Source organism: Gulosibacter sp., from assembly GCF_052090685.1.
Lineage (GTDB): Bacteria > Actinomycetota > Actinomycetes > Actinomycetales > Microbacteriaceae > Gulosibacter.
In genome coordinates this window covers 1-25,794 of the sequence record NZ_JBQDBE010000024.1, presented here as the reverse complement: position 1 = coordinate 25,794, position 25,794 = coordinate 1, and the positions used below count along the sequence as shown (strand labels likewise).

Annotated in this window: 22 protein-coding genes; 5 read left to right on the top strand and 17 right to left on the bottom strand. The window is 60.4% G+C overall.

All coding sequences use genetic code 11. From position 1 onward, the window contains the following. Positions 1 to 32: 32 nt before the first annotated feature. Entirely contained in the window at positions 33 to 1,553 is a 1,521-nt protein-coding gene (locus ACTHXA_RS13405) for a DEAD/DEAH box helicase (protein ID WP_441673209.1), read from the top strand. 395 nt (positions 1,554 to 1,948) lie between these two features. Here ACTHXA_RS13405 and ACTHXA_RS13400 read toward each other — a convergent pair whose 3' ends face one another. From ACTHXA_RS13400 to ACTHXA_RS13380, 5 genes are read right to left on the bottom strand one after another with little or no spacing between them, the layout of a single operon-like run. Continuing rightward, a complete protein-coding gene (locus ACTHXA_RS13400) occupies positions 1,949 to 2,698 on the bottom strand; it encodes a creatininase family protein (RefSeq protein ID WP_441673207.1) in 750 nt (249 codons plus the stop codon). Further along, the gene (locus ACTHXA_RS13395; protein ID WP_441673205.1) at positions 2,695 to 3,669 is read right to left on the bottom strand and encodes an aldo/keto reductase; all 975 of its coding nucleotides are present in this window, start codon (positions 3,667 to 3,669) and stop codon (positions 2,695 to 2,697) included. Before ACTHXA_RS13395 ends, ACTHXA_RS13400 begins: the two co-directional genes overlap by 4 nt. A gap of 29 nt (positions 3,670 to 3,698) precedes the next feature. Beyond that, complete coding sequence (locus ACTHXA_RS13390; protein ID WP_441673203.1) at positions 3,699 to 4,157, bottom strand: HtaA domain-containing protein; 459 nt, start codon at positions 4,155 to 4,157, stop codon at positions 3,699 to 3,701. Continuing rightward, complete coding sequence (locus ACTHXA_RS13385) at positions 4,154 to 7,207, bottom strand: cytochrome P450 (protein WP_441673201.1); 3,054 nt, start codon at positions 7,205 to 7,207, stop codon at positions 4,154 to 4,156. The genes ACTHXA_RS13390 and ACTHXA_RS13385 overlap by 4 nt, the downstream gene beginning before the upstream one ends. Before the next feature lie 34 nt (positions 7,208 to 7,241). Then, positions 7,242 to 8,672, bottom strand: a complete 1,431-nt coding sequence (locus ACTHXA_RS13380) for a sugar porter family MFS transporter (protein WP_441673199.1) — start codon at positions 8,670 to 8,672, stop codon at positions 7,242 to 7,244. Positions 8,673 to 8,962: 290 nt separating this feature from the next. Here ACTHXA_RS13380 and ACTHXA_RS13375 point away from each other — a divergent pair, with 290 nt between their 5' ends. Next, positions 8,963 to 9,982, top strand: a complete 1,020-nt coding sequence (locus ACTHXA_RS13375) for a LacI family DNA-binding transcriptional regulator (RefSeq protein ID WP_441673197.1) — start codon at positions 8,963 to 8,965, stop codon at positions 9,980 to 9,982. A 180-nt stretch (positions 9,983 to 10,162) separates the two neighbouring features. Here the strand turns inward: ACTHXA_RS13375 and ACTHXA_RS13370 are convergent, their stop codons facing one another. Further along, on the bottom strand, positions 10,163 to 10,699 hold the full coding sequence (locus ACTHXA_RS13370; protein ID WP_441673195.1) for a polyketide cyclase: 537 nt from the start codon (positions 10,697 to 10,699) through the stop codon (positions 10,163 to 10,165). A gap of 1 nt (position 10,700) precedes the next feature. Continuing rightward, complete coding sequence (locus ACTHXA_RS13365) at positions 10,701 to 11,258, bottom strand: polyketide cyclase (RefSeq protein WP_441673193.1); 558 nt, start codon at positions 11,256 to 11,258, stop codon at positions 10,701 to 10,703. A 132-nt stretch (positions 11,259 to 11,390) separates the two neighbouring features. Here ACTHXA_RS13365 and ACTHXA_RS13360 point away from each other — a divergent pair, with 132 nt between their 5' ends. Next, the gene (locus ACTHXA_RS13360; protein ID WP_441673191.1) at positions 11,391 to 11,804 is read left to right on the top strand and encodes a CoA-binding protein; all 414 of its coding nucleotides are present in this window, start codon (positions 11,391 to 11,393) and stop codon (positions 11,802 to 11,804) included. An 18-nt stretch (positions 11,805 to 11,822) separates the two neighbouring features. Here ACTHXA_RS13360 and ACTHXA_RS13355 read toward each other — a convergent pair whose 3' ends face one another. From ACTHXA_RS13355 to ACTHXA_RS13345, 3 genes are read right to left on the bottom strand one after another with little or no spacing between them, the layout of a single operon-like run. Further along, positions 11,823 to 12,992, bottom strand: coding sequence for an acetyl-CoA C-acyltransferase (locus ACTHXA_RS13355; RefSeq protein ID WP_441673189.1), 1,170 nt, complete (start codon positions 12,990 to 12,992; stop codon positions 11,823 to 11,825). Further along, positions 12,989 to 13,636, bottom strand: a complete 648-nt coding sequence (locus ACTHXA_RS13350) for a CoA transferase subunit B (RefSeq protein WP_441673187.1) — start codon at positions 13,634 to 13,636, stop codon at positions 12,989 to 12,991. The genes ACTHXA_RS13355 and ACTHXA_RS13350 overlap by 4 nt, the downstream gene beginning before the upstream one ends. A gap of 2 nt (positions 13,637 to 13,638) precedes the next feature. Next, entirely contained in the window at positions 13,639 to 14,358 is a 720-nt protein-coding gene (locus ACTHXA_RS13345; RefSeq protein ID WP_441673185.1) for a CoA transferase subunit A, read from the bottom strand. 142 nt (positions 14,359 to 14,500) lie between these two features. Here ACTHXA_RS13345 and ACTHXA_RS13340 point away from each other — a divergent pair, with 142 nt between their 5' ends. Beyond that, on the top strand, positions 14,501 to 15,286 hold the full coding sequence (locus ACTHXA_RS13340) for an IclR family transcriptional regulator (RefSeq protein WP_441673183.1): 786 nt from the start codon (positions 14,501 to 14,503) through the stop codon (positions 15,284 to 15,286). Between the two features lie 36 nt (positions 15,287 to 15,322). Here ACTHXA_RS13340 and ACTHXA_RS13335 read toward each other — a convergent pair whose 3' ends face one another. From ACTHXA_RS13335 to ACTHXA_RS13315, 5 genes are all read right to left on the bottom strand, one after another. Next, positions 15,323 to 15,928, bottom strand: coding sequence for a thymidine kinase (locus ACTHXA_RS13335; protein WP_441673181.1), 606 nt, complete (start codon positions 15,926 to 15,928; stop codon positions 15,323 to 15,325). A gap of 17 nt (positions 15,929 to 15,945) precedes the next feature. Next, positions 15,946 to 16,578, bottom strand: a complete 633-nt coding sequence (gene udk / locus ACTHXA_RS13330) for a uridine kinase (RefSeq protein ID WP_441673179.1) — start codon at positions 16,576 to 16,578, stop codon at positions 15,946 to 15,948. 39 nt (positions 16,579 to 16,617) lie between these two features. Then, the gene (gene mqo / locus ACTHXA_RS13325; protein WP_441673177.1) at positions 16,618 to 18,108 is read right to left on the bottom strand and encodes a malate dehydrogenase (quinone); all 1,491 of its coding nucleotides are present in this window, start codon (positions 18,106 to 18,108) and stop codon (positions 16,618 to 16,620) included. 113 nt (positions 18,109 to 18,221) lie between these two features. After that, the gene (locus ACTHXA_RS13320; RefSeq protein WP_441673175.1) at positions 18,222 to 19,289 is read right to left on the bottom strand and encodes an aspartate-semialdehyde dehydrogenase; all 1,068 of its coding nucleotides are present in this window, start codon (positions 19,287 to 19,289) and stop codon (positions 18,222 to 18,224) included. Between the two features lie 140 nt (positions 19,290 to 19,429). Beyond that, the gene (locus tag ACTHXA_RS13315) at positions 19,430 to 20,701 is read right to left on the bottom strand and encodes an aspartate kinase (RefSeq protein WP_441673173.1); all 1,272 of its coding nucleotides are present in this window, start codon (positions 20,699 to 20,701) and stop codon (positions 19,430 to 19,432) included. A 777-nt stretch (positions 20,702 to 21,478) separates the two neighbouring features. Between ACTHXA_RS13315 and ACTHXA_RS13310 the strand changes: the two genes are divergently transcribed. After that, positions 21,479 to 22,393 (top strand): DUF559 domain-containing protein, encoded by a 915-nt coding sequence (locus tag ACTHXA_RS13310; RefSeq protein ID WP_441673171.1) that lies wholly within the window; start codon positions 21,479 to 21,481, stop codon positions 22,391 to 22,393. A 412-nt stretch (positions 22,394 to 22,805) separates the two neighbouring features. Here ACTHXA_RS13310 and recR read toward each other — a convergent pair whose 3' ends face one another. Together recR and ACTHXA_RS13300 are read right to left on the bottom strand one after the other, a co-directional pair. Then, entirely contained in the window at positions 22,806 to 23,405 is a 600-nt protein-coding gene (gene recR, locus ACTHXA_RS13305) for a recombination mediator RecR (protein ID WP_441673169.1), read from the bottom strand. Beyond that, positions 23,406 to 25,794, bottom strand: a 2,389-nt coding sequence (locus tag ACTHXA_RS13300) for a hypothetical protein (RefSeq protein ID WP_441673167.1), incomplete at its 5' end; no start/stop codon positions are given.

Below are 25,794 nucleotides of genomic sequence, written 5' to 3'. Positions count from 1 at the left end.
TTGCGTGCACGATGAAGGGCATTTTCGCTTTTATGACGTCAACTATTGCAGCGTCCAAAACTACTTCTTTCGCCGATCTTGGCGTTCCATCGCACCTCGTCGAGGTGCTCCACTCACTCGACAAGACCAGCGCCTTTCCGATCCAACAGGCCACACTGCCCAGCACCCTCGCGGGCAAGGATGTGCTCGGCCGCGGTAAGACTGGTTCGGGCAAGACTCTGGCATTCTCAATTCCACTCGTTGCTCGAGTCGGGCAACTAACCCGTTCCAAGGCTTCCGGCCGTCGTCCTAAGGGCCTCGTGCTGCTCCCCACCCGTGAGCTCGCAACTCAGGTTGCGAACGTCATCACTCCGCTAGCGCAAGCCGAGGGGCTCAGTGTCACCACCGTTTTCGGCGGCGTGAAGCAGGGCCCGCAAGAGCGCGCTTTCCGCGAAGGCGTGGATATTGTCGTGGCCTGCCCCGGCCGACTCGATGACCTCATGAAGCAGGGCATCGCCGACCTTCACGACATCGAGGTCACCGTGCTCGACGAAGCCGACCACATGGCTGACCTGGGCTTCCTACCCGTCGTCACGCGCATCCTGAACGCGACCCCCGTGGGTCGTCAGCGTCTGCTGTTCTCGGCAACGCTCGACAACGGCGTGGACAAGCTCGTCAAGCGCTTCCTCAAGAACCCGATCGTGCACTCGGTCGACGAAGCGAACTCCCCCGTCGCAGCGATGACACACCATGTTTACGAGGCAGAGAGCGCTTCCGCGAAGACGAAGCTCGTTCGTACCCTTGCAAGTGGTACCGGCCGACGCATCCTGTTCATGCGCACGAAGCACCAGTCGAAGAAGCTCGCCCGACAGCTCACTGCGGCGGGAATTCCGGCAGTTGACCTGCACGGGAATCTCTCGCAGAACGCGCGTGACCGCAACCTCGCGGCGTTCTCGAGCGGGGATGTTCGGGTACTGGTAGCGACCGACGTTGCGGCGCGCGGTGTGCACGTTGACGGCATCGAGCTCGTGGTGCACGTGGACCCGCCCGCTGAGCACAAGGCGTACCTGCACCGTTCCGGCCGCACCGCTCGCGCGGGTGCAGAAGGTGATGTGGTGACGATCATGCTTCCCGAGCAGCGTCAGGACACGAAGCAGCTGCTGCGTCGCGCGCAGATCTCGGTATCGCCACGTCCCGCACATGCCGACTCGGACTTTGTGCTCGAGCTCGTTGGCGAACAGGCACCGCACGTGGCGCCGGTTCCAGGTGGGCCCTGTGTTGGCAACGAACCAGTGCAGCAGGCACCCGGTAAGTCGAACGGTGCGAATGCTCGTCGGAAGCGTGCTGCGCGCGGTCAGGGTGGCGGCGGACACGGCGGTGGTGCACAGGGTGGCGCGAACTCCGGTGGCCGAGCGGGCCAGCGTGGTCAGTCGACGCGACAGGGTGCAGGCTCTCGTCAAGGTGCAGCATCGCGTCAGGGTGCCCCGCGCCAGGGCGGCGGCCAAAGCACTTCGCAGGGCCAGCCTCGTAGCGCAAACCGCTCATCGCAGCGCACGCGTACCGGCAGCCGCTAAGCGCGCTCTAGCTCATTCATCCGGGTACCTCACGCACGCCTTTGCTCCTAAAGCAGCCCCGGCGCGTGCGGGGTACCCGGCTTTCGTGCTGCGTCGGGGATTGTTCGCTTTAGTTCAACCGCTCCCGCGATCGCCGCGCTCAACAGTCGCCGCAAGCGCTGCAACCAAGCCGGTAAACGTTTCAATCGGAAAGTGCGGGAACGTATTCTCTCTGAGCCACTCTTCCTCAGTAGTATCTTCCCAGTCGTAGACCAGCGTGACGGAGGTGGATGCAGCATCCACCTCCTCCAGGAGCCACGTCCGCTGCTGGCCGAGGAGTATATCCCGCGGTTTTGCGATAGGTGTGGTGCAAAGCCCTGCAAGAGGTGCGCGACAACCGGGATGACTTGGATGCGTCAGCGCGCCAGTGACTGCACTCCACCAGCAGCGATTTCCGCGAGCCATTCACCGAAGTGAGCGAGCAGATCGGATCCTTCCGACAGAACCGACTCACGCGGGTCCGGCCCGAAAACGCCCCAAATAGGGTGCCCCGGATCGTGACGATGGTCACCATATTCATCTCCCGCGGAGTCCTCTGCTGAAGCCTGTGCAAGAGCAGGTAGCCGGTCAATATGCACCAGATCGGGAGCGATTCCAGCAAGCATGGTCGTCTCAAACCGTCCAGCGTGATCGGGAGGCAACGGTGATGACGGGCACCGATTAATCGCAGTCGCCACCACTGTCAGCTCATGTGCGCCCTCACCATTCCACTCCGCTGCAAGCGCGTCGATCATCTCGAGCTGTTCGGGGGCAAAATGCCCGCTGAAAATAACTGCGACACGTACCCCGAACTCCTCTAACCTGATGAGGGTCGCGCGCAAGTGCGTTCGTATCCCCTCACCACCAGGCATCATGATCGTCCAGGGGTACCGTCCATGGCCACCACCAAAGCCTTGATAGACCGATGGCAATACGATTCCCCCACTACGCTGGGCTGCAGTGACACATACCCCGTGCCCGGTGAAGGCATCCAATCCGATCGGCAAATGCGGGCCATGGAACTCGAGGGTTCCCAGCGGCAAATAGGCGATCCCCGACTCGGCAACCCGTGTATCCAACTCATCAGGGCTAAGTAACTCCGCGCGCACTTCTTCAAATGGCGTCATTTGTAGTAGTTCCTGGTCCACTCGTGCTCAGCAAGCTGCTGCCGTAATTCCTCCGGGAAGAGCTCTCCATCGGAATACCCCACGTTGCGCGCGATATTACGCGAACGGCTCATACCCGCGATTACGGTCGACACTTCACGTGACGAGAGAACATATTTGATCGCAGCTTCGGCCAACGTCGCGTAGTACGGGGCGACAAGTTTTTTCAGCGCCTCGACCCGCTCCAGTGTTTCGGTAAACCGCTCACCTCGAAACATTTCTTTTTGCTGCGAGCCTTCTTCCCAAGAATTGTAGGTCTGCGGCGTCCACAGCCCAGAGAGCGATCCCGAGTCGAATGCGACCCGGTCAATGATGGCAGTCTTGGTCTTCCCCGCCGCGGGGAATAGCTCTTTAGCCGGCCTTTGCTCAAACATGTTGAAGATCACTTGAATCGAGTCGACAAGTCCGAGCTCCGCTAGTTGCACGCCTTCGTCGGGACGATAGTCGCGGATCGAGACTCCGATCTTGTCGATCTTGCCTTCGGTACGCAGCTCGTTCAAGGTCTCAAGCCAATCCAGATCACTCAGCCCCGACCGCAACCAGCAGTGCAGCTGCAGCAAATCCAACCTCTCAGCCCCGAGGCGTTTAAGCGAAGCATCCACATTCTCGCGCAGATACCAAGCAGGGTAGCGGCCACGCATCTGCGGAGCGTCGTCATCTGGCGAAGGCCACCGAATCGGCTGTGTCTTCGTCGCCACGTAGATCTTGTCCCCAGTCCATTGACGAAGGGACTCACCGATCACTTCTTCGCTGTGACCGGATCCATAGAGTTCAGCCGTGTCGACAAAATTGATCCCTCGTTCGTACGCTTCAAGAAGCGCTTGGATGGAGGCTTGATCGTCGACATGACCCCATTGACCACCGAGTTGCCAGGCCCCGAATGATATCTCGCTGACCTTCCAACCAGTTCTCCCAAAGTCGCGGTACTGCATGTTGTGCCTTCCTGTTTGTATTCAGATATTCAAGGTGCGGATGAAATGCGGATGGGAGCCGCCGGGGCTCCCGGGGCATACACGTCGCCAAGAATGGCTGCACCGTCATCAGTGAGCGAGACGTCCTCGGAATGCAGGATTTCGTCGAGATCAGAGTTGAAATCGGTGAAGCGGACTAGCGTGTATCGCGATCTCGCTACGGCTGCCGAGAGTTCCCCTCCGTCGACGGACCACTCGACGCAGAGATTACGCATTTCAACGTTCAGGATGCCGGAATACCCAGAGAAACGAAGTGTGCCGTCGAATTCGAAACGGTTTTCCCCTTCCCTGCGACCACAAAGCACGAAACCCGAACGCGTTCGCCGAGCACCGTCTTCCGCTCGAATGGAGCCATCTGGGAGCCTCTCAACATAGTTGAGGAAGCTTTGACGCACCGCCCAGTTGAGTCGGATGGAGCCATCCGCGACGGCGATTTTCGAAGGGATCATGATTTAAACCTCACGGGAAGCTTCGCGAACCCGCGAATGAGTTGTTTCGAGAACCGTTCGGGCAATCCGACAATGCGGACTTCGGGACCTTTTACGATTTCTTCGACGAGCACTCGCGCCGTAAGCCTGATAAACGGGGCTCCCATACAAGAGTGCGTGCCCTCTCCGAATGACATGATCCGATTTGCTGGAGTGATCTCCCGGGTGATATCGAACTCATCCGGATTGTCGTAGACCCGCTCGTCACGGTTCGCCGATCCTTGGAGCAGAGTCACGCGCGAATTCGCAGGAATCACGGTTCCGGCAATCTCCACGTCCTCGAGAGTCTGCCGGGAAGCGTTTTGAGCTGGTGTGTCGTACCGAAGGCTCTCTTCGACGAAGGCCGGGATCATGTCTGGGTTGTCATGAAGGAATGGCTGCAGGTTTGGGAATCGATCTAGCAACATGATGACTTGGCTCAGAAACGCGGCAGGCGCGTCGCTCGCTGCAGCGAGCACCAGATGTGCGAGACCGACTTGTTCCTCGGGCATCACCTTGCCAGCGTGCACCGCAAGAATAATCTGTGTCATGGCGTCAGTTCCCGTGGGGTTGATACCGGCGTCGATCTCGGCGTTGCGCTCCGCGAAACGCTCGGCAATCATTTCTTCGGTTTCGACGACGGCGACATTGGCGTCTTCGGGGACGCCAGGTGCACCTACGACTCGTACGAGTTCTCGCTCGATATGGTCCACGAATGCGGGTACATCGCTCAACGGTCGTCCCAGCAGCATGACCGCCATTCCGACGCCGGCTGGGAAACCAACTTCGGCGGTGAAATCCCCTCCACCTTGTTCCCAGAACGGTTCAAGCAACGAACGCACATATTCGCGCGTGCCATCTTCCTTCGCGAGAATCTCCTTGGCAGAAAATGTACGGCGAATCGCCGCCCGGAGTGCGGTATGACGGGGTGGATCCACGGTCACGAGGAACCCCTGCCCGATGGACTCGTGAGTGCCGTCGATGTCATTACCTCTGGCACTCGAGAACCGCTTGGTATCGGCAAAGCAGGCGCGAACGTCGCGGTAACGCGAGATAATGAAGATGTCTCGCTCTTCGTTGTAGTAGACCGGAGCCTCATCACGGAGTCGCTTGAACAGATCGTACGGATAGTCGTAGTCAGCGTACGAAAACGGATCGTAGTGCAACGTCAGATCGGCAGGGATCCGGCTGCTACCTGCACGCCCCACTGTTTTTGCGACGGAGGCCTTGACCTGTGTGGGGTGGGTCTGGTCGACAGGGTCGGCCACGGTTCGAGATGGTGCGACCGGATCAGCACCCGTTGTGTGTACGAGCACCTTTGCTTCTGCTTCTTTCAAGGTACCCGCCAGTTCCGCCTCGAGCACACCACGACCCCATCTGATCGCTTGGTCGTTCGGAAGTGTGCCGTCCACTGCATCATGTCGCCCGTACTCTCCCATCCTCGTCCCACCGAGGCGAGAAAGGCGATCGTCGATGTGCTCGCTACCGCGGCTGTAGAGCTCGTATGAGCTGTCCCCCATGCCAAACATGGCGTAGCGGACATTCGTAAGATCGGGCGCCTCAGCATCCAGAAGTTCGGTAAATGGAACCGCACTCGACGGCAGTGCCCCTTCGCCGTGAGTTGAGCAAATGACGAGTGCGAGGTGGTCTGGGCTCAGATCTGCGATCGTTGCGTCGGTCATGTCGACAGCCCGGATCATGAACTCATCCGAAAACTCCTCAACAAGGACATCAGCAACTGTCTCCGCGTTGCCTGATTCGGTTCCGTAGAGCAAGACGACTTCACGGGTTGGTCGAGTCTCACCGAGATACTCTTCTATTTCCGCTGTCAGCAAGTCCGTCGACGCAAGATCTTGCGGGAGCGCGAAATCGGATTCCTTGGTTCCGCTTGTGTCGACCCGAATTGCACCAGAGTCGACGTCTGCAATGATGCGATTCGCGACTGTCCGAGCATCGGCTCGGTTGGCAGGGATCGTCCCCACCGGACCTCGACGCAACCACCCGACACAGTAGAGTCCGTCGGCCAACACACCGGCGCTGATATCGGTGTCCTCGCCTTCGAACGAACGTCGTAGCAGTGCATCGGTCTTCACTTCAGTGAAGCCGACTGCAGTGCAAACAGAGTCAGCCTCGAGCGACAGTTCTCCACGTGTGCCACCCGTGTCGCGGAAAACTGCCCCCGCGAGACGCTCAGTTCCAAGCAATCGGTCAGGTGTCCAGCCGAAGCGGAAATGCACCTCTCGCGATCCCGCGCTGACTGGATTGGAAACCTCGTGCAGTACGTCTAGTTTTTCTTGGGAGTCGTCATTCGCAGATTCCTGTTCCAATTCGTCTTCGTGGATTACGAAACGCACGTCAGGGATATTGCTGAGTTCGCGTAACATCGCCACGTCGAACTTTACGTGCTGCGCGACTGAACGGCCGACGACATCGATTCGCTCAACCGGACCATCGGCGCTGAGTGCATCAATCGCGTCCCCTGGCACGCCCAACTCTGCGAGTTTCTCCGGAGGAAGAAGTATCAGCCGTACCAGGTCGATCGCGACGTTCCCGTTCCCGACAATTATCGTTTGCTTTCCGATACGGATGGATGCTGCGTCACGGTGCGGGTGTCCATTGATCATTCGAGTCAGCTCACCGGACCCGTATATTCCGGGCAGCTGCGGAGATCCGTTTTCGCGGTGGAAGCCGTCGACCAAGCGATCCCCCCACAAACCCGTGGCAAGTACAACTACGTCGTTCTGCGTTCGCAGTTCGTCCATGGATAAGTCTTGGCCTACCTCAGTACTACCAATGAACCGGACTCCTTCACGTTCAAATAGGCGGTCGAACTGCTTTGCGATGCCCTTAGTACCCAGGTGGTCCGGGGCAACCCCGTAGCGCATCAACCCATAGGGATGTTCATCGCGGTCATAGATTGTGATGCTCGCGTTATCCCAATGCTTACGAAGAAACTGTGCCATGTAGCATCCCGACGGACCGCTTCCAACGATCGCAATTCGAGGTGTTTGCTTCGACAGATTCTTGCTCACTGATACTCCTTAGTAATCTGTTCCCGGACGGGACTTACTCGCCCCACTGGGCTCGGAACTTTTCTTCAAGATGCTCGAGTGTGCGACCGCGGGTCTCTGGCACGCTGGTGACTATAAAGATCAACGACAGAACTCCGATGGCCGCGAAAACCCAGAAGGTGCCGAAGCCGAGTGCTTCGATCAAAATTGGGAAGAAATACGAGACGACGGCATTCGTTAGCCACAGCATGAGCACGGTTGCGCCGATCATGCGCCCACGCGCCTCGAGAGGGAAGAGCTCGGAGACCATCAGCCACGCCAGCGCACCAATCGACCCTGACATCATGAAGATGAACGCCAGGATACAGACGAGCAGCAGCCACGGCCGAGCGGGGTTGTCCTCCGGCATAAAGTTTCCAACAATGCCCGTAAGCAAGTGGGCAGTTATGAGCCCGCTGAAACCGACAATGAGCAGTGTGCGCCGATTGATGCGGTTGACGATTGCGATTGCGACGAGTGTCGCCGTCACGTTAATTACACCGTTCAGCACGTTGAAGGTCAGTGCCGAGTCGCGCGAGAAGCCCGCCTGTTCAAGCACCTGCGTGCCGTAGTACATCATGGAGTTAATACCTGTGAGCTGCTGTGCCATGCCCAACCCAACGCCGATGAACAGCAATCGTCGCAGCCAACGCGTCTTGAAGATTTCACTCCATGTGATGGTTTTCTGTTTCAGTTCGTTGTCAACGAGCACTTCGATCTCATCCAGTTCCGCTTCCGCGCGTTCCGGACTGCGCATAGTTTTCAAGACTGTAAGCGCTTCCTCACGTCGCCCCTGTGCCATGAGCCAGCGGGGACTTTCCGGCATTCGGAGCATGCCGAAGAAAAGCACGATCGCCGGCAGAATCGCAATAGCCAGCATGTAGCGCCACACCTCACCATGGGCACCCCAAATATTGCCAATGATTGCGTTGAAGAGAAAAGCTAAGAACTGGCCCCCGACGATCATCAACTCATTCAGTGACACGAGCGACCCACGACGCTCGAAAGGTGAGACTTCAGCGAGGAACACAGGGACGGTCACCGAAGCTCCACCAACCGCTAGACCGAGCACGACTCGGAACACGAGAAGCACTTCCAAGTTTGGAGCGATAACGCAGCCGACTGCCCCGACGAAGAACAGGATTGCGAGGACAAGAATGAATTTCCGTCGGCCAATAGCATCCGAAATTCGTCCGCCTACAAAGGCACCAATCGCGGCACCGATTAGGAGGGTGAATGTGATGAGCCCTTCTTGTGACGCGCTCAGACCGAAATAGTCGGACATGAACGAAAGCGCTCCATTGAGCACTCCGGTGTCATAACCGAATAGCAGGCCACCGAACGTTGCAATCACCGCAACCCATCCAAGCCTTCGGTTATAGGCGCCCTTTCCCAACGGCGGAAGAAGAATATTTGTAGTTGTTGAGATCGGTCGTTTATGGGACATGGACGCTCCTTTGCGTTCTTGCATGGTCGATGCAGTCAAGCGCGACGTCACATCGGATAGCAGCTCGACTGGGTCCATGATTGCACGTGCAAGTTGCACGTGCAAGTCATCTATTTGATGCGTTCGCATCACGATGCGAACGATTAGTGAGGAAAGCTCGGTGCGCACGTCCCCCTCACCAATTCGGCGCTCCCAAACGTCCTCGAATCAACGCTCCGAGCACGAAACGGATGCAAACAAGTGCGCGAAGATAGTCTCTTAGTACAAGAGCCCCCAGACAAAGGAAACCGATGGGTTTGGAGTCGACGAAACGTCGCGTCACTATGGCTGACGTGGCAGCAGCAGTCGGAGTATCCCGCGAAGCAGTCGGAATCGCCTTCCGTGGAAAATCCGGCATCAGCGATGAGACACGCCGCCGCATTTTTGAAGTCGCGGATCATTTGGGGTATCGACCCAACACGGCGGCGCAGACGCTTAGACGCGCTTCAACCAAGCTCATTGGAGTCGTTTTCAGCCCAGAACACCTTGCCGACCTCGACATCATCCAATGGATGCACGGCACCGCAAAGGACTCTGGGTTCACTGTCGTGACTACCACCGCCACTAAACAACATCCCGAACTCGCCGCGATCGATGAGCTCGCTGGGTATTCGTGCGAGGCAATCGTACTTATCGCTCCAGTTGCGAATCCAGCCGACATTGAGAGAGCTGCCCTCGGAATTCCAATCGTTGTCGTCGGCAGAGACTTCTCGGTATCCGGATTCGACACTGTGCGATCCCAAGGAGCTGAAGGCATTGCTCGGCTCGTCAAACATCTCGCTGAGCTGGGGCACAAAGAAATTGTGTACCTGCATGGCCCGCAAATGTTTGAAGCCAAACCGCGACTAGAAGGCTACCGCGCGGGCATGCGTTCTTCAGGGCTAACCCAACGGATTATCAACATGCTCGATGGGTACACGGAAACGGCCGGGGCCAAGGTGGCTCAGTCGCTACTCAATTCGCACGGTTCACTGCCCACTGCCCTTGTCTGCAGCAATGACCAAGCGGCGCACGGAGCAATGCAAGAGTTGCGCCGGCTCGGAATCCTTGTTCCCAATGAAGTCTCGATTACGGGGTATGACAATATCCGGTCATCGCAGCTTTCGTTCATCGACCTCACGACCGCTCATCAAGACCCATTAGCGCTCGCAGAAGCCGTCATTCGCACTGCAGTGACTCGGATTTCGGACAGCCCAAAACACCCCATTGAGTCTCTTATCGATTCCCCGGTCCTGGTGCGAGGCAGCACTGCCCGGCCGCGAATGTTGTGAGGTGACCCCATTTCGAATCAGAAAGCGGAGATTTGCGATCTGAAAGAGAGCTGATTCAGCTCAGTCAAACTGAGCAGTCGGTGGTTCACAGCCTTCCCGCCTTCGTTCTCTTCACCCAGTCGGGAAGCACGCTAGCGTCCACAATCATCTCTTTCACCGCTCTCGGCGCAATTGCGGACGCTAAGCGCGCTCAACAGCCGACGCGAGCGCCGCGACCGATTCCGTAAACGTCTCAATCGGGAAATGCGGGAACGTGTTATTCGCGAGCCACTCTTCCTCGGTGATGTCTTCCCAGTCATAGACCAGCGTCACCGAGGTTGAGGCGTCGTCGACGGCCTCAACCAGCCACGTCCACTGCTGGCCGAGCGGCATATCGCGCGGTTCGCTTTGCGGCTTCCAAGCAATCGCGGAGTCCCGCTCGTAGCGCGTGACGATGTTCTTCATCACGTAGTCGCCACCTTCGGACTCCGCGAACATATTCAGCGTGAACTCGTCACCCAAAGCCCCGATGAGGTCTGAGGAATCCGCTTGCGGAGCGCGGTTCATCCCCTTGGGGTCAAGTTCCGCGTGCCTTAAGGGGTTCCGTAATATAGCGAAGATCTCGGATGCAGGCGCCTGCACAAGCCGATTCACCGACAAGGTGAGCCCTTCGAGAGTCACTGACTGCGCATCCTTACCTTCTAAGTCGGGGTCGTCGTTGACATTGGCACTGGTCAACTCAGAATTCCTCAAATTCATCGTCATCGCCGTTCTCGTCTTCGACCAGCTCGGCTAGCGCCGCGACGGATGCTTTGAAGGAGTCGATCGGGAAGAGCGGGAACTTCTGAGTTGCAAGGAACTTTTCATTCGTGATGTCGTCCCAGTCGTAAGTCAGCGTGACATAAGTCGATTCGTCATCTTCGGGTTCGAGATCCCAGGTCCACTGGTGGCCGAATGGCTTGTCATAGCCTTCAGTTCGCGGCTGCCAACCGATCGTGACTTCCTCCTCGAATTTCGTCACGACATTGGTAATTCGATAGTCACCACCCTGCGATTCGGCGTACATATTGAGGGTAAATTCATCGCCAACACCGGTGATGGGGTCGGAGGAATCCGACTGCGGCGCGCGATTCATCTCCTTCGGGTCGAGCTCGGCGTGCTGGGTGGGGTCCTGCAAGATGGCAAAGATCACGGACGCCGGCGCATGCACGAGTCGCCCGACGGTCAGTGTCGTGCCCTCGATTTGGACGCTCTCGGCATCGACTCGTTCGAACTGTGGCTCGCCGTTTTCGGCCATGAGAATCCCCTTCACCTAGACACCCGCACTGGGCTTACCCGATCAGCCTATGCACGCATCCTGGTTCAAGGGATGGTAGTCAGCTGGGATTCTGTGGCGGCGTCTCTCGGGTGCGCTTGTTAGCGTGACGGGATGGCACATTCCAATGACCCTGAAGTCATCCGCAGGCTCCTGACCACTCCGGCCCGCTGGGCGGTGGTCGGCCTGTCGAATAACCCGGCGCGAGCTGCGGTGGGGGTCTCGAAGTTCCTGCGCGACGAGCTTGGGATGACCATTGTTCCGGTCAACCAGAAGGGCGAAACGGTGCACGGCGAGCCGGGCTTTCAACGACTCGCCGATATCCAGGAGCCGGTGGATGTGGTCGACTGCTTCGTGAATTCGCAACGAGTTGGTGCGATCGTCGACCAAGCCATCGAGGTTGGTGCGAAAGCGGTCTGGTTGCAGCTTGGGGTGATTGATGAGGCAGCCGCGGAGCGCGCCAAGGCGGCGGGTCTCGACGTGATTATGGATGCGTGCCCCGCGATTGAAGCGCCGCGGTTGCGTTAGGTCTGTGGCTCAGTAGCATCACAGCGCTCGAACCAACACAGCGCTCCCCTGCCCACCGCCGCCGCAGATTCCCACAGCGCCGAGCGATCCCGATCCGATTTCGGCGAGGTGGCGCGCGAGTGTTCCTACGATGCGTGCGCCCGAGGCACCGATGGGGTGGCCGAGCGCGATCGCACCACCGTGTGGGTTGACGATTTCCGGGTTGATCCCGAGCTCAGCAGCGGACTGCACGCCAACTGCCGCGAACGCCTCATTAATCTCCACCGCACTGAGCTCGTCGACGCCCGCGGAGACCTTCTTGAGCGCCGCCCGAATCGCATTCGAGGGCTGGCTCTGCAGCGACACATCCGGCCCCGCCACGAATGCGGTGGCTTCAATGCGCGCGAGGGCGCTGAGTCCGAGCCGCTCGACTGCGGCTTCGCTCGCGATCACGACCGCGGCCGCACCATCGGTGATCTGCGAGGCATTGCCTGCCGTGATCGTTCCCTGTGCCGCGAATGCCGGTCGAAGTTTCGCGAGCGATTCGGTCGTCGTATCCGCGCGGATGCCGTCATCGGCGCTCACGACGCTGTCGCCGCGGCGCGAGGTCACCGTGAACGGCTCGATTTCGCCCGCAAAAAACTCTTCGGATGCGGCGGCGCGCTCGTGTGACCGGGCCGCGAACGCATCCTGCTGCTCGCGGGTGAGCCCTAATGGGCCGTTCGAAGACTCGGTCAGTTCGCCCATAGCAATGCGTTCGAAGGCATCGGTGAGTCCGTCATGGTCCACGGAGTCGGTGAGTGTGGCCTCGCCGTATTTCGTGCCGGCCCGCATTGAGATCACATGCGGAGCGAGCGACATTGATTCCTGCCCAACCGCAACGACCACATCCGCCTCGGAGGCATTAATGAGTCGAACGGCCTGCGACACCGCTTCGACGCCGGATAAGCACACTGCATTGAGCGTGAACGCGGGCACGGTGAGAGGAATGCCTGCGCCGACCGCGGTTTGCCGCGCCGGGTTTTGCCCCGCACCGCCTTGCAAGACCTGCCCCGCGACGAGCTGATCTACTTGCTCTGGGGCAACGCCTGCCCTGCGCAAAGCCGCCGAGGCTGCGTGGGCGCCGAGCGTGGTTGCGGGCTGTGCCGCGAGTTGCCCGGTGAACTTGGTAAATGGGGTCCGTGCGTACCCCACGATCAATGCGGTCATAAGTTCTGTCCTTCCAGCTCGACACTGAATTCTGCACCCGTGCACGCGCGAAGCTCTGCCTCGTCGTGTCCCGGTGCGATACGTTTGAGCACCAGCTCCCCATCACTGATATCGAACACCGCGCGATCGGTGATGATGCGATCCACCACCTGAGCACCGGTGAGCGGCAGGTCGCACTCTGCGACAATCTTGGGAGTCCCGTTCTTGGCAACATGATCGGTCATCACGATCACTCGTGGAGTGCCGGCGACAAGATCCATCGCGCCGCCCATTCCTTTGACGAGTTTTCCGGGGATGGTCCAATTCGCAAGATCGCCATTGCCGGCCACCTGCAGTGCGCCGAGGATCGCGGTCTGCACGTGTCCGCCACGGATCATTCCGAACGAGGTCGCTGAATCGAAGATCGAAGCCCCCGGCACGAGCGTCACGGTTTGCTTCCCCGCGTTGATGAGGTCCGCATCCTCTTCTCCCTCGTACGGGAACTGGCCCATGCCGAGGATGCCGTTCTCACTCTGCAGTTTCACGCTTACACCCTCGGGGAGGTGATTTGCTACGAGGGTCGGCATCCCGATGCCGAGATTCACGTATTGTCCATCTGCCAGCTCACTCGCAGCGATGGCTGCCATTTCATCTCGAGTCCACATGGTCACACCGTTGCTTTCATCTCGTCACGGCCACGGACCGTGCGCTGTTCAATATCTTTCGTGCGATTGAGCACCGGCACGATGCGTTGCACGAACACGCCTGGAGTATCGATTCGCTCAGGGTCGAGAAAGTCCTCGCTGAGGTGTTCAGCCTCGACCAGAGTTGTGAGCCCAGACATTGCGACGAGCGGGTTGAAATTGCGGGCCGTGAGGCGATAGCGGAGATTGCCTTCCGCATCCGAGGTATGAGCACGCACGAGCGCGAGATCGGCAACGATTCCCCGCTCCAGAATGACTCGTTGGCCATCGAATTCGGCTTCCGGTTTGCCCTCGGCAATCGGTGTACCGACACCGGTCGGTGCGTAGAACGCGGGGATGCCGGCACCACCCGCCCGCAGCCGTTCGGCGAGTGTCCCCTGTGGGACAAACTCGACCTCGAGTTCGCCATCAAGGTACTGCTGCGCAAACAGCTTATTCTCGCCCACGTATGAGGACAGCACTTTCGAAACCTGCCGGTTTTCGAGGAGTAGACCGAGCCCTTTTCCGTCAACGCCCATGTTGTTGGACACGATCGTCAGGTCCTTCACGCCGGTGTCGCGCAGTGCGCTGATCAGATTGCTCGGGATGCCGCAGAGCCCAAAGCCACCCACCGCGATCGTCATACCGTCGTGCACGAGATCCGAGAGCGCTTCCGCCGCGCTGGCAAATTGTTTCGACTTCATTATCGCTCCATTGTCCGTCTAGTGGTCACCGCTCTTTTTCTCGACCACTTCCGGGCAAACCTAATGCCAAGGCTGCAGTACGGACAACGCGCAGCACACTATTGCTCGCTAGATGAGCAACCATTCGTGTAACGTCCATATTATGAACGCTTCGAAGGGTGCTTCCTCGACACCGGGAACTCAAGTGGTTGGCCGAATCACCGGTCTACTGCGAGCCCTCAGCACGACGATGCCCGAGGGCGCCGGCACGAGTGTGCTCGCCCGCATGGCAGGGCTTTCCCGACCGACCGCGCATCGGCTTCTGGCGTCACTCACCGAACAGGGGTTCGTCGACCGAGATCAGCGAACTGGGCTTTGGTTTCTCGGCCCAGAGATTTACCTGATCGGCTCGGTCGCCGCCGAACGCTACGACATCACCGAGTCCGCGCGCGAGCACGTGGATGCGTTGGCCTTCGCGACGGGTGAGAGCGCCTTTCTTTCCGCACGACGCGGGAACGAGACGGTCTGTCTGTTGCGAAGCGACGGCAGCTTCCCCATTCGCTCATTCGTGCTCTATGAAGGCAAGCGATTTCCGCTCGGAGTTGCTTCAGCGGGCATCGCAATCCTCTCGTTTATGAAGGACGGGTGGATCGACCGCTATCTTGAGACCGCGGCACTCGAAACCGAATACGGCGAGCAGCACGCGCCCGCTCGGATTCACGAAAAGATCGCCGAGACCCGGCAAACGGGATACGCGGTCAACCCCGGGCTCATTGTCGAAGGCAGCTGGGGTATGGGCGCCGCGATCTTCGACGCCGCTGGCCAACCGGCGTGGGCACTCAGTCTCACTGGGATCGAGCCCCGCTTCGCGGCAGAGCGTCGTCCCACGCTGGGACGCCTGCTACTCGAACATGCGCACCTGATTTCAGAGAGCATCCGGCGGCGCTAGGCACCGCCGGGACCCGAACCTCGCCTCCGAAACGCCCTAGCCGCGCACCACATCACTCGCGAGCCGCCCACCAGACTCTCGCAAATAGCATTGCCCACACAGGGACTCGTACGTGACATCCTGCCCGTCAATCGCGACTTGGTCACCGTCAAAAATAAACTTCCCGCCGACAACCCGACCGTTCATGATCGCTTTGCGTCCGCAGCGACAGATTGTTTTGAGTTCCTCGATCGAGTGCGCGATCTCAAGTAGGCGCCGAGAGCCGGGGAACGCGACCGTCTGAAAATCGGTCCGGATGCCGTAGCAGAGCACCGGAATCCCGTCGAGCACCGCGATCCGAAACAGGGCATCGACTTGCGCCGCACTCAAGAATTGCGCCTCATCCACAAGCAAACATGACAGCCGCGAATCGCCGATCAGTGCATGAAACTGCTCACGAGGGTCATCGTCTTCGCCAATCAAGAAGTCGACGAGTCGCTCCATCCCGAGACGGGAGGCAATTGAGTCGGCACCCTTAGTGTCGATCACGGGCTTCGCAAGCAGCACCCTGTGCCCGCGCTCTTCGTAATTGAACGCCGTCTGCAGCAGCACGGTGGATTTGCCCGAGTTCATCGCTCCATAGCGAAAGTACAGCTTGGCCACGTTCGGTTCCTTTTCAATTAGCCGCGCTTTGCGAGGTTCTCGACATTCGCGACGAGCCCGCCCGCGATCGTCTCGAGGGCGACTCGGTTGTAGCCACCCTCGGGAATGATCATGTCGGCCCAGGTTTTCGAGGACTCCACGTACCGCTCGTGCATCGGTTTCACCGTCGCGAGATACTGGGACTCCACCGATTCGATCGTGCGTCCCCGCTCGAGCACATCGCGTTTGATACGGCGCAGGATGCGCACATCGGCATCCGTTTCAACGAACAGTTTGAGATCGAAGCGGCTTCGCAAAGCTTCTTCGTGCAGCACGAGCACGCCTTCGATCAGGATGATCGGCCGCGACTCGGTGCGGATCGTCTCGTCGGAGCGATTGTGCTCGGCGTAGTTGTACACCGGCACGTCCACCGCATTGCCCGCGATCAACCGGTCAAGATGCTCGACAAGCAGCGCGGTCTCGAAGGCTGCGGGTTCGTCGTAGTTGATCCCCGCGCGCTCATCCCAGCTGAGTTCATCCCGACGACAGTAGTAATTGTCGTGAAAGATGAGCGCCGCATCCTCGCCAAACCGCTCCGCGAGGGAACGGGCAAGCGCAGTCTTGCCACTGCCCGAGCCACCCGCAATACCGACCACAAACGGAGTCGTCATGCCGCACTCCAGGTGAGGCCGAGCATCCTCAACATAGAGCTAAGGGACAAGCGTGAGACCAAGCACCTGCGCGGTCTCGTTCTGGACCTGCTTCGCCAACGACGCATCCTCGTTGAGCAGCTGCCCATACGTCGGGACAAGCTGCTTGATCTTTTCTTCCCACTCCGCTGACTTCTCGGGGAAGCAGCGCAGCGCGAGCTTGATCAGTACATCCGGTGCAATCGACGCGCCAGGGGACGCACCGAGCAGCCCCGCGATCGTACCGTCAGCCTTCGACACCACCTCGGTACCCATCTGCAACACGGCCTTGCCGTCCGGGCCCTTCTTCATCACCTGCACGCGCTGACCGGCGGTGATGAGGCGCCAGTCTTCCTTGTTCGCCTCGGGCATGAAGTCCGCGAGGTCCTCGAACTTCTTGTCATCGGATGCGGCGAGCTGCCCCGCGAGGTAGGTCACGAGATCCAGGTTGGTTGCGCCCACGCCGAGGTAGGTGGGGATGTTGTCGAGGCGCAGTGCCTTGAACATGTCGAGCAGGGAGCCCTGCTTGAGGTACTTCGTGTTGAAGCCCGCATAGGGGCCAAAGAGCAGTGACTTCTTGCCGTTGACGACTCGGGTGTCGAGGTGCGGCACCGACATCGGCGGGGCGCCCACCGCGGCCATCGCGTACACCTTGGCCTGGTGCTGTTCAACGATCGCTGGGTTGTCGGTGCGGAAGAACTGCCCGGAAATAGGGAAACCGCCGAAGCTCTTGACCTCGTCAATACCTGACTTCTGCAGCAGGTTGAGCGCGCCACCACCGGCACCGACGAACACGAACCGTGCGTGGGTGACGTTCCGCTGGCCCTTGTTGGCTCCGCTGCGCACCTGGGTGGCGACCTGCCAAATGCTGTCGGGGCGCTGGCGCAGGTCGATCACCTCGGTACCCAGACGAACCACGGCACCCTTGTTGATCGAGTTCTGGATGAGCTGACGAGTGAGCTCGCCAAAGTTGATGTCGGTACCCTGTGGCACATTGGTTGCGGCGACCACTTCGTCCTTCGCCCGGCCAACCATTAGAGAAGGTGCCCACTCAAAAATCTTTGCGGGGTCTTCCGAGTACTCCATCGTCGCGAAAAGCGGCTGGTCTTTGAGCAGCTCGTAGCGGCGACGGAGGAAGTCGACGTTCTTTTCACCGGTCACAAAGGTCATGTGCGGGACCGGGTTAATGAACTTCTTTGGCTCGGGCAGATCGCCACGCTCAACGAGCGTTGCCCAGAGCTGACGCGACACCTGGAACTGCTCATTAATGGTGAGCGCCTTGGTGATGTTGATTTTGCCGTCTTTTTCGGGCGTGTAGTTCAACTCGCACAGGGCTGCGTGGCCCGTTCCGGCGTTATTCCACGGGTCAGAAGACTCCTGCGCCACGTCGTCGAGGCGCTCGATGATCTTAATCGACCAATCGGGCTCGAATTCATTGAGGAGTGTGGCCAGCGTTGCCGACATCACACCGCCACCAATCAGGACAGCGTCATAAATCTTCGGATTCGTCACCCGAACAGTCTAGGACAACATTCCCTATGGTTTGTTCGGCGTGATGTCGGCGCGTGCGTTGGCCTTATGTAGACGCAGTGCCCGCACCGCTGCGGCACTGCGCCTACGCACGACTAAACCGCTACGGCGCTGAGTTCCTTCGCCACCAGCTCCGCAAGCTGGATGGTGTTGAGCGCGGCACCCTTGCGCAGATTGTCATTCGAGACAAACAGCACGAGCCCCTTGCCCTCTGGCGCGGACTGGTCGGTACGGATGCGGCCAACCAGGCTCGGGTCGGCACCGGCGGCCCGGAGCGGGCTCGGTACATCCACGAGTTCGACGCCGGGTGCGGCAGCGAGCACCTCGGTGGCCTGCTCCGGGGTGATGTCCTTCTCAAACTCGGCGTGAATCGTGAGCGAGTGGCCTGTGAACACGGGTACGCGCACACAGGTACCGGCGACGAGCAGGTCAGGCGCGTGCAGAATCTTGCGCGACTCGTTGCGGAGCTTCTGTTCCTCGTCAGTCTCGCCGCTGCCATCATCCACGAAGTCGCCAGCCTGGGCGACCACGTTGAAGGCAATGGGGTGGACGTATTTCTGCGGCTCGGGGAGCTCGACAGCCGAGCCATCCTCGACGAGCTCGAGCAGCGCATCCTCACCCTGGGCCGCGCCCGCAAGGATCTGACCCGAAAGCTCGCGGGCACCCGCGAGACCGGAACCCGAAGTCGCCTGGAAGGTCGAAACCACGAGGCGCTTGAGGCCCGCGGTGTCGTGCAACGGCTGCAGGACGGGCATCGCGGCCATCGTCGTGCAGTTCGGGTTCGCGATGATGCCCTTGGGGCGATTCGCGATGTCAGCGGGGTTCACTTCGGAGACCACGAGCGGCACCTCGGGGTCGAGTCGCCACGCGGAAGAGTTGTCGATGACCACCGCGCCAGCGGCGGCGAACCTCTCTGCCTGCGCGCGCGAGGTGGCGCCACCGGCGGAGAAGAGTGCAATGTCGATACCCTCGAGGTTTGCCGTCTCGGTGTCTTCCACCGTGATCTGCTCGCCCTTGAATTCGAGCTGCTTTCCGGCCGAACGGGCCGAGGCAAAGAACCGAATCTTCCCAATCGGGAACTCGCGCTCTGCCAGCAGACGGCGCATGACGCCACCTACCTGGCCGGTTGCACCAACAACAGCAACGGTGAACTGGGCAGTCATACTCGGGGAACTCCTTCGGGGCGGGATGCGGCCACCCTTCGACGGATCAGCGGTGGCTCGGATGCGCATTCGCGCGTGATGTTCAAGGGTACCGCGCCAGAGATGGCCGCGGATACCCTCGGTTCGCTTTGGGCGTGACGCTAGCGACCCGTGCCAGCGTAGACCACAGCTTCTGAGTCGCCATCAAGGCCGAATGCCGTGTGAATTGCGCGAGCGGCGCGCGGAACCAGGTCAGCGCGGGTGACAATCGAAATGCGGATCTCGGAGGTTGAAATCATGTCGATATTGATGCTCGCCTTAGAGAGCGCGTCGAAGAGCGTCTTCGACACACCAATGTTGGTGCGCATCCCGGAGCCGACGAGCGACACCTTGCCGATCTGGTCGTCGAACCGAATGGACTCGTAGTCGAGCTCTTCCTTCTGCGCTTCGAGCGCGCGCAATACCGTCTGTGCCGAAGTCTTGGGCAGCGTGAAGGAAATGTCGGTGACCCCGTCATTCTGCGTCTGCACGTTCTGCACGATCATGTCGATATTCGCGCCCTGCTGCGCCACGATGTTGAAGAGCGCCGCGGCCGAACCCGGAACATCCGGGACCCCCACCACGGTGATCTTCGCCTGGCTCAGGTCGTGGGCGACACCGGCAATGGTGGCTTCTTCCACTTGGTCCTCCTCTTTGGAATTTGGGTTGTAAACAACGGTGCCGGCCCCATTTGAAAACGACGAGCGGACGACCAGGGTGACGCCTTGCCGGCGAGCGTACTCAACGGCACGGATGTGCAGAATCTTGGAGCCGCTACCGGCAAGTTCGAGCATTTCTTCGCTCGAAATATAGTCGAGCTTTTTCGCCTGCGGAACGATGCGCGGGTCGGCGGTGAAGACGCCGTCGACATCGCTGTAGATTTCGCAGCGGTCTGCCTTGAGCGCCGCCGCGAGCGCCACGGCCGTGGTATCAGAGCCGCCGCGACCAAGCGTGGTGATGTCGCGAGTGTCGCGGTTGAAGCCCTGGAACCCGGCGACGATAGCGATGGCACCTTCGTCGAGTGCTTCGCGCACCCGGATCGGCGTCACATCAACGATGCGGGCATCACCGTGCTTGGCGTCGGTAATCATGCCGGCCTGGCTGCCGGTGTATGAACGGGCGTCGTAGCCAATGGACTTGATGGCCATTGCGAGCAGTGCCATCGAGATGCGCTCACCGGTGGTGACGAGCATGTCGAATTCGCGGGGGTCGGGAATCGGTGTGATCTGCTGCGCGAGGTCGACGAGATCGTCGGTGGTGTCCCCCATTGCGGACACCGTGACAACGACGTCGTGCCCCTCCCGCTTCGTATCAACAATTCTCTTTGCAACCCGCCGAATACTCTCGGCGTCGGCGACGGAAGAGCCGCCATACTTCTGCACGATGAGGCTCACAAACCCTCACTCCCGGTAGGTGGTCTGGGCACACGGATGCGGCCCTCGAGCAAGTCTAGTCGGCTCCCGGTTCGCAGTCACCGCCGCCCCGCCTGTCTGCCTCTGCCAGCACAGCTCTGCTTGCCCTGCTGGCCCCGCCGGCTTCACCGCTGCCAGCTTCACCCGCTTCGGCCGGCCACCTCGCCCGGCCACCGCTGCCAGGCCACCGCTGCCAGAATTGGCGTGCCGGCGCCGCCAAGGGGTATACGCACTTCATGGGGCCGCCACAGCCACCAAAAATCTCTGCGCACACCAAATCTGTCCTGCCTGGCGTCTGGCTTGTGTTTGCGAGGCTGCCAGATTTGGCGTGCCGGTATTCCCAGGGAGCATATGCACCTCAAGGGGCTTCCGGCACGTCAAAAAATTTCAGGGAACAAGACTCCGGCAGCACCCTGGAGCGGCGCTGACTTACTGGCCAGCCACGTCCAGCTGTTCAGGTCGGTCCGGGAGGAGCCAGCTCTGCCTGCCCCGCCGGCTTCGCCGCTGCCTAGCCACCGCTGCCAGAATTGGCGTGCCAGTGTTCCCAGGGAGTATATGCACCTCAAGGGGCTTCTGGCACGCCAAAAATTTCAGGGAACCGAGCCCAGCACGGCAAACACAGCCCAGCGCAGCTCACAGTGCCCACTCCTCTCCCACCACCCACCGAATGTCTGACGTCTCCCCTGTGAATATCCCCTTATCCACACCGCAAACTGCCGCCCGAGCATCCACCCCGCAGTCTGGTGTCCAATCCCGCATGTGGACAAACTCAACGAACTGCTTCGCGCCAATTTTGGCGTCGTCAGCTATGCGCAATTGCTCGAATCCTGCGCATCCCAAACACAGATCCGTCACCTGCTCAAGAACCAGGCGCTCACCCGGATCCGACACGGTTGGTACGCATCCGCTGGAGCCAATCAAGCGGTTTTGCGGGCCGTGAAATCCGGCGGCGTATTGTCTGGCCCCGCGGCACTACAGCTTCACAAAGTCTGGACTCCTCCTGAGCAACCGATTCACGTACGCACGCACCGACGAAACCGACTCAGGCTCATTCAAATTAACGGTGAGCCAGATCTTGTCGGTGTTGAGCTATCGAATATTCGAAACCTGCGAGTCAATAAAAGCGTTGACCCGGTTGAAACTGCGCTTTTGGTGTCGATGCTGATGTGTCCTCGCGATACTGCAATAGTGCTGGCCGATTCTGCGCTGAATAACGAGCTGTTATCCCTCCGGGCGCTGCGCCATGTGGCTGAGCATGCTGGCGCGAAAGGTGCTTCCGTATTGGGGATGGTGTCCGAACATTCCGAGTCGGGTACCGAAACAATTTTCAGACTGTGGCTCATGCGTAACCGCATCAAGTTTGTGCAGCAGGTCAGAATCGCGGGAGTGGGCCGTGTCGATTTTCTCATTGGCCAATCACTCGTCGTCGAGATCGATAGCTTTGCGCACCATGCCGGATGGGACGAGCAGCGGAAGGATCGTTTCCGTGACCGCAGACTTGCTGCGCTCGGATACATGCCCGTCCGGCTTACCTATTCGGATGTGATGTATTCAATGGATAAGGCGGGGCAGGACATTTTGACGATCATCCGTCGTGACGCGCACCGGCGTTTCACTGTGCGCGACCGCCAGGCAGCCAGGGCTCGGCGTGACCGAGCCCGGCGTGAGGGTTGAGAAGTTCTGGTCGGGATTCCGGGCAGTCCAAACTTGCGGGCGGGTCCGGCGATATGGGCAGACCACCCGTGCATACGGAGCAGGTTCAGTGCGCGCTCACATTTTTGGCGGATACGGCAACCCCATAAGGTGCATACACCCCCTGGCACCGCCGGCACGCCAATTCTGGCAGCATTCCCAGGACAAACCACACGCCAAGCAAAGCAGGTTCAGTGCGCGCTCACATTATTGGCGGATACGGCAACCCCATAAGGTGCATACACCCCCTGGCACCGCCGGCACGCCAATTCTGGCAGCCCAGCTCAGCCCGGCAGCCGGTGCGCAATCAACCGCCATCCAGCTCCCAGTCGGCAGCCGAACTACGGCCAAACGGCGGCCGCTCAACTGCCAACAGCTCCCAATCAGCTCCCAATCAGCTCCCAATCAACCGCCGACCGGCAAATGCCCGGCCGAGGGTAACCTCATCCGCATACTCCAAGTCGCCACCCACCGGCAGGCCAGACGCGAGCCGAGACACCGAGACGCCAACGGCAGCCAAGAGCCGAGAGAGGTAGCTCGCAGTGGCGTCGCCTTCCAGGTTCGGGTCAGTCGCAATAATTACTTCGGCAACCTCCCCGGTTTCTAGCCGCGGCATGAGCCCCCGAATATTGAGCTGATCAGGCCCGATCCCATCAATCGGCGAAATCGCGCCCCCGAGTACGTGGTACAGCCCCTCGTACGAGCGAGTGCGTTCAATCGCGGCGACGTCCTTGGGCTCCTCGACCACGCAGATCAGCGTCCGGTCACGTTCGGGGTCACTGCAAATATTGCAGACCTCAGACTCCGAAACGTTCCCGCAGTGCTCGCAGAACCGCACGCGTTCGCGCACTTCCAACAGCACCTTGGCCAGCCGCGATACGTCAAAGGTCTGCGTCTGCACAATGTGAAAAGCAATCCGCTGAGCCGACTTCGGCCCCACGCCAGGCAACCGACCGAGTTCGTCAATCAGTTCCTGGACCACTCCGTCATACATCTAGTACTCCTCCGGCGGTGCCTCAAAGTCGTCCGGCGGAATATCCGCAGGATCCATCGGCGCCTCCGCCATCACTTCTTCAATCAGTTCCTCGCCGACAAACCGCGCGCCAAGCCGTTCGCGAATCACCGATTCGCCGTATCGTGCCACTCCGCCCACGAGCGCAGGATGTCGCGGCGGCGGCACCGGTGCGAGCTTGGGTGTGGATGCTGCGGTCGAGTTCGCGGATGCTGTTTCTCCTGGCGCCTGGTTGAGCACCGCTGCTTCCTTCGCGGCAATCACTTCCGGGATGCGTTCCGGAGCTTGTGATTGCGGGGACGCTACTCGGGCCGTGCCGGCAGCGGAACCTTGGCTGGCAGAATCGCTGGATGACGCCACCGCGGGAACGGAATTAGTGCTGCGGTCGCCGCTGCTACCTGTTGTGCTCGTTGCCGAGTGGAGGTCGCCGTCTTGTGCCGTTCCAGGTCGGGTGATTCCAGACCTTGCCGTCCCAGGTTCAGTGGCTCCTGATACTGAGGCTCCAGGTTCGGCCACGCCCGACCGTGCCGGTCCGGGATCGGTCGCGCCACCCTGTGATGCGTTTGTTTCGGTCGCGTACTTGTCCCAACCGGATCCCGGCCCATCCTCCGAACCAGGAATAGCCACGACATCCCAAGTCGCGACCTTCGCGTCGGGTGCGGGGGATGTCGGTTCGGAAGGGGCGGGCGACGTGCGTTCGTCGGAGGCAGGTGACGCGGGACCGGAAGAGCCAGACGACGCAGGCTCGGAAGGTACCGGGGATGTGAGGTCGGGGGCTGCAGCAGCCGGCGTCGGTCCCGCGCCAGTCCCCCGTACCGGAGCAGCCGAAGCCGAATCAGGTGCCGAGGTGGCTGCAGCAGCAGCTGGGGGCGTCGGGCCGGATCCGGCTCGGTGGCGCTCCGGATCAGCGGGCGGTGCGCCCTGCTCGCTTGGTGCGGGCGAATCCGCTCGGCGCACTCGCGGATAGATCATGATCTCGAAACCGAAGACCTGCTGGAGCGCCGCCTTCAGGTGCTGACCCGGTGCGTTCTGTTGTTCGCTGCCGCGACGGAGTTGCTCTGAGGTTCCGCGATTTGGCAGTTCAACCCGCAATTTACCGTCCTCGTACTCAATCGGTTCGACCTGTTTGACCACGGCCGCGGCAGATGCCTGACCGATTCGAGCAACCTGCTCGATCACCTCAGGCCAAGCAGCCCGGATGCGACCGAGATCGACCGTCGCGGGGTCAACACCCGATGAGACCGGTGTGTCAGACCCGACGCTGTCCGCTGCGGAAGGCTGCTGGCCATCATCAGTCGTGGTCGACCGCCGAACAGGATCAGCTGGTGCCATGACTCGGTCATTGTTGTCACCAACCGAGCTACGCGCTGTTGACGAATTTGGACGACCAGCGGCGTCAGCCGAAACGGATGCGCGCTCCTGCGATTCCAACCCAGCCGGTGTCGGAGCAGTTGCACCGCCAGCCGGAGCAACCGCATCCCATGCAGCTGCGGCGTCTGCCGCGGGGTTAGCCGGCGATGCAGGCTGTGGCACGTCCGGGCTACCGGCCGCGGGGCCGGAAGGTGCGCTCGAAGGCGCAGGTTCAGGAGCGTTCGATGCCGTATTGGTCGGCGGTGTCGTTGCAGCACTCGGTGTCGTTGCAGTGCTCGGTGTCGTCGCTGCAGGAGGTGCGCCAGTTGCCCTGGTGTCTGCTCGAGAAGCCGTCGACCGCGGTGCAGCTTGCTCTGGCTGAGACGCCGGTCCTGAGGGCAACGCCGCCTCGCCCGAGCCAACCTCACTCGAGCCACCGCCAAACTCCGCGCGCATCGCCACCAGAATCCGCGCGACCATCAGCTCAAGCTGCACGCGTGGGGTGGTAACCCCGCTCATCTCAGTCAGGGTGTCGTTCACGGCATCGGCCATCTGGCTCAGTGCCTGCGGTGAAAAGCGACCGGCCGACCGCCGCATTTGCTCCAGGTCCTCGGGCGCCGCACCGCGCAGTACCGACCCCGAGGACTCGCCCAGTGCGCGCACAATAATAAAGTCCCGCACACGCTCCAGCAGGTCCTCCACGAACCGGCGAGGGTCCTGACCGGACTGGATCACCGCATCCACCGCACCATAAGCCTCGGCAGCATCACCGGAGGCGAATGCGCTGATCACGTCGTTGAGAAGCCCCGCCGAAGTGAAACCGAGCAGCTGCGTCGCGAGCTCATACTCCATCTGCGTGCCGTCGGTTCCGGCGATGAGCTGGTCGAGCAAGGAAAGTGTGTCGCGTGCCGAACCACCGCCAGCACGGACCACCATCGGCAGCACGCCCGGCTCCGCGTTGACCCCCTCCGAGCCACAAATGCCCTCAACGTATTCGAGCATCGGTGCAGGCGGAATCAGC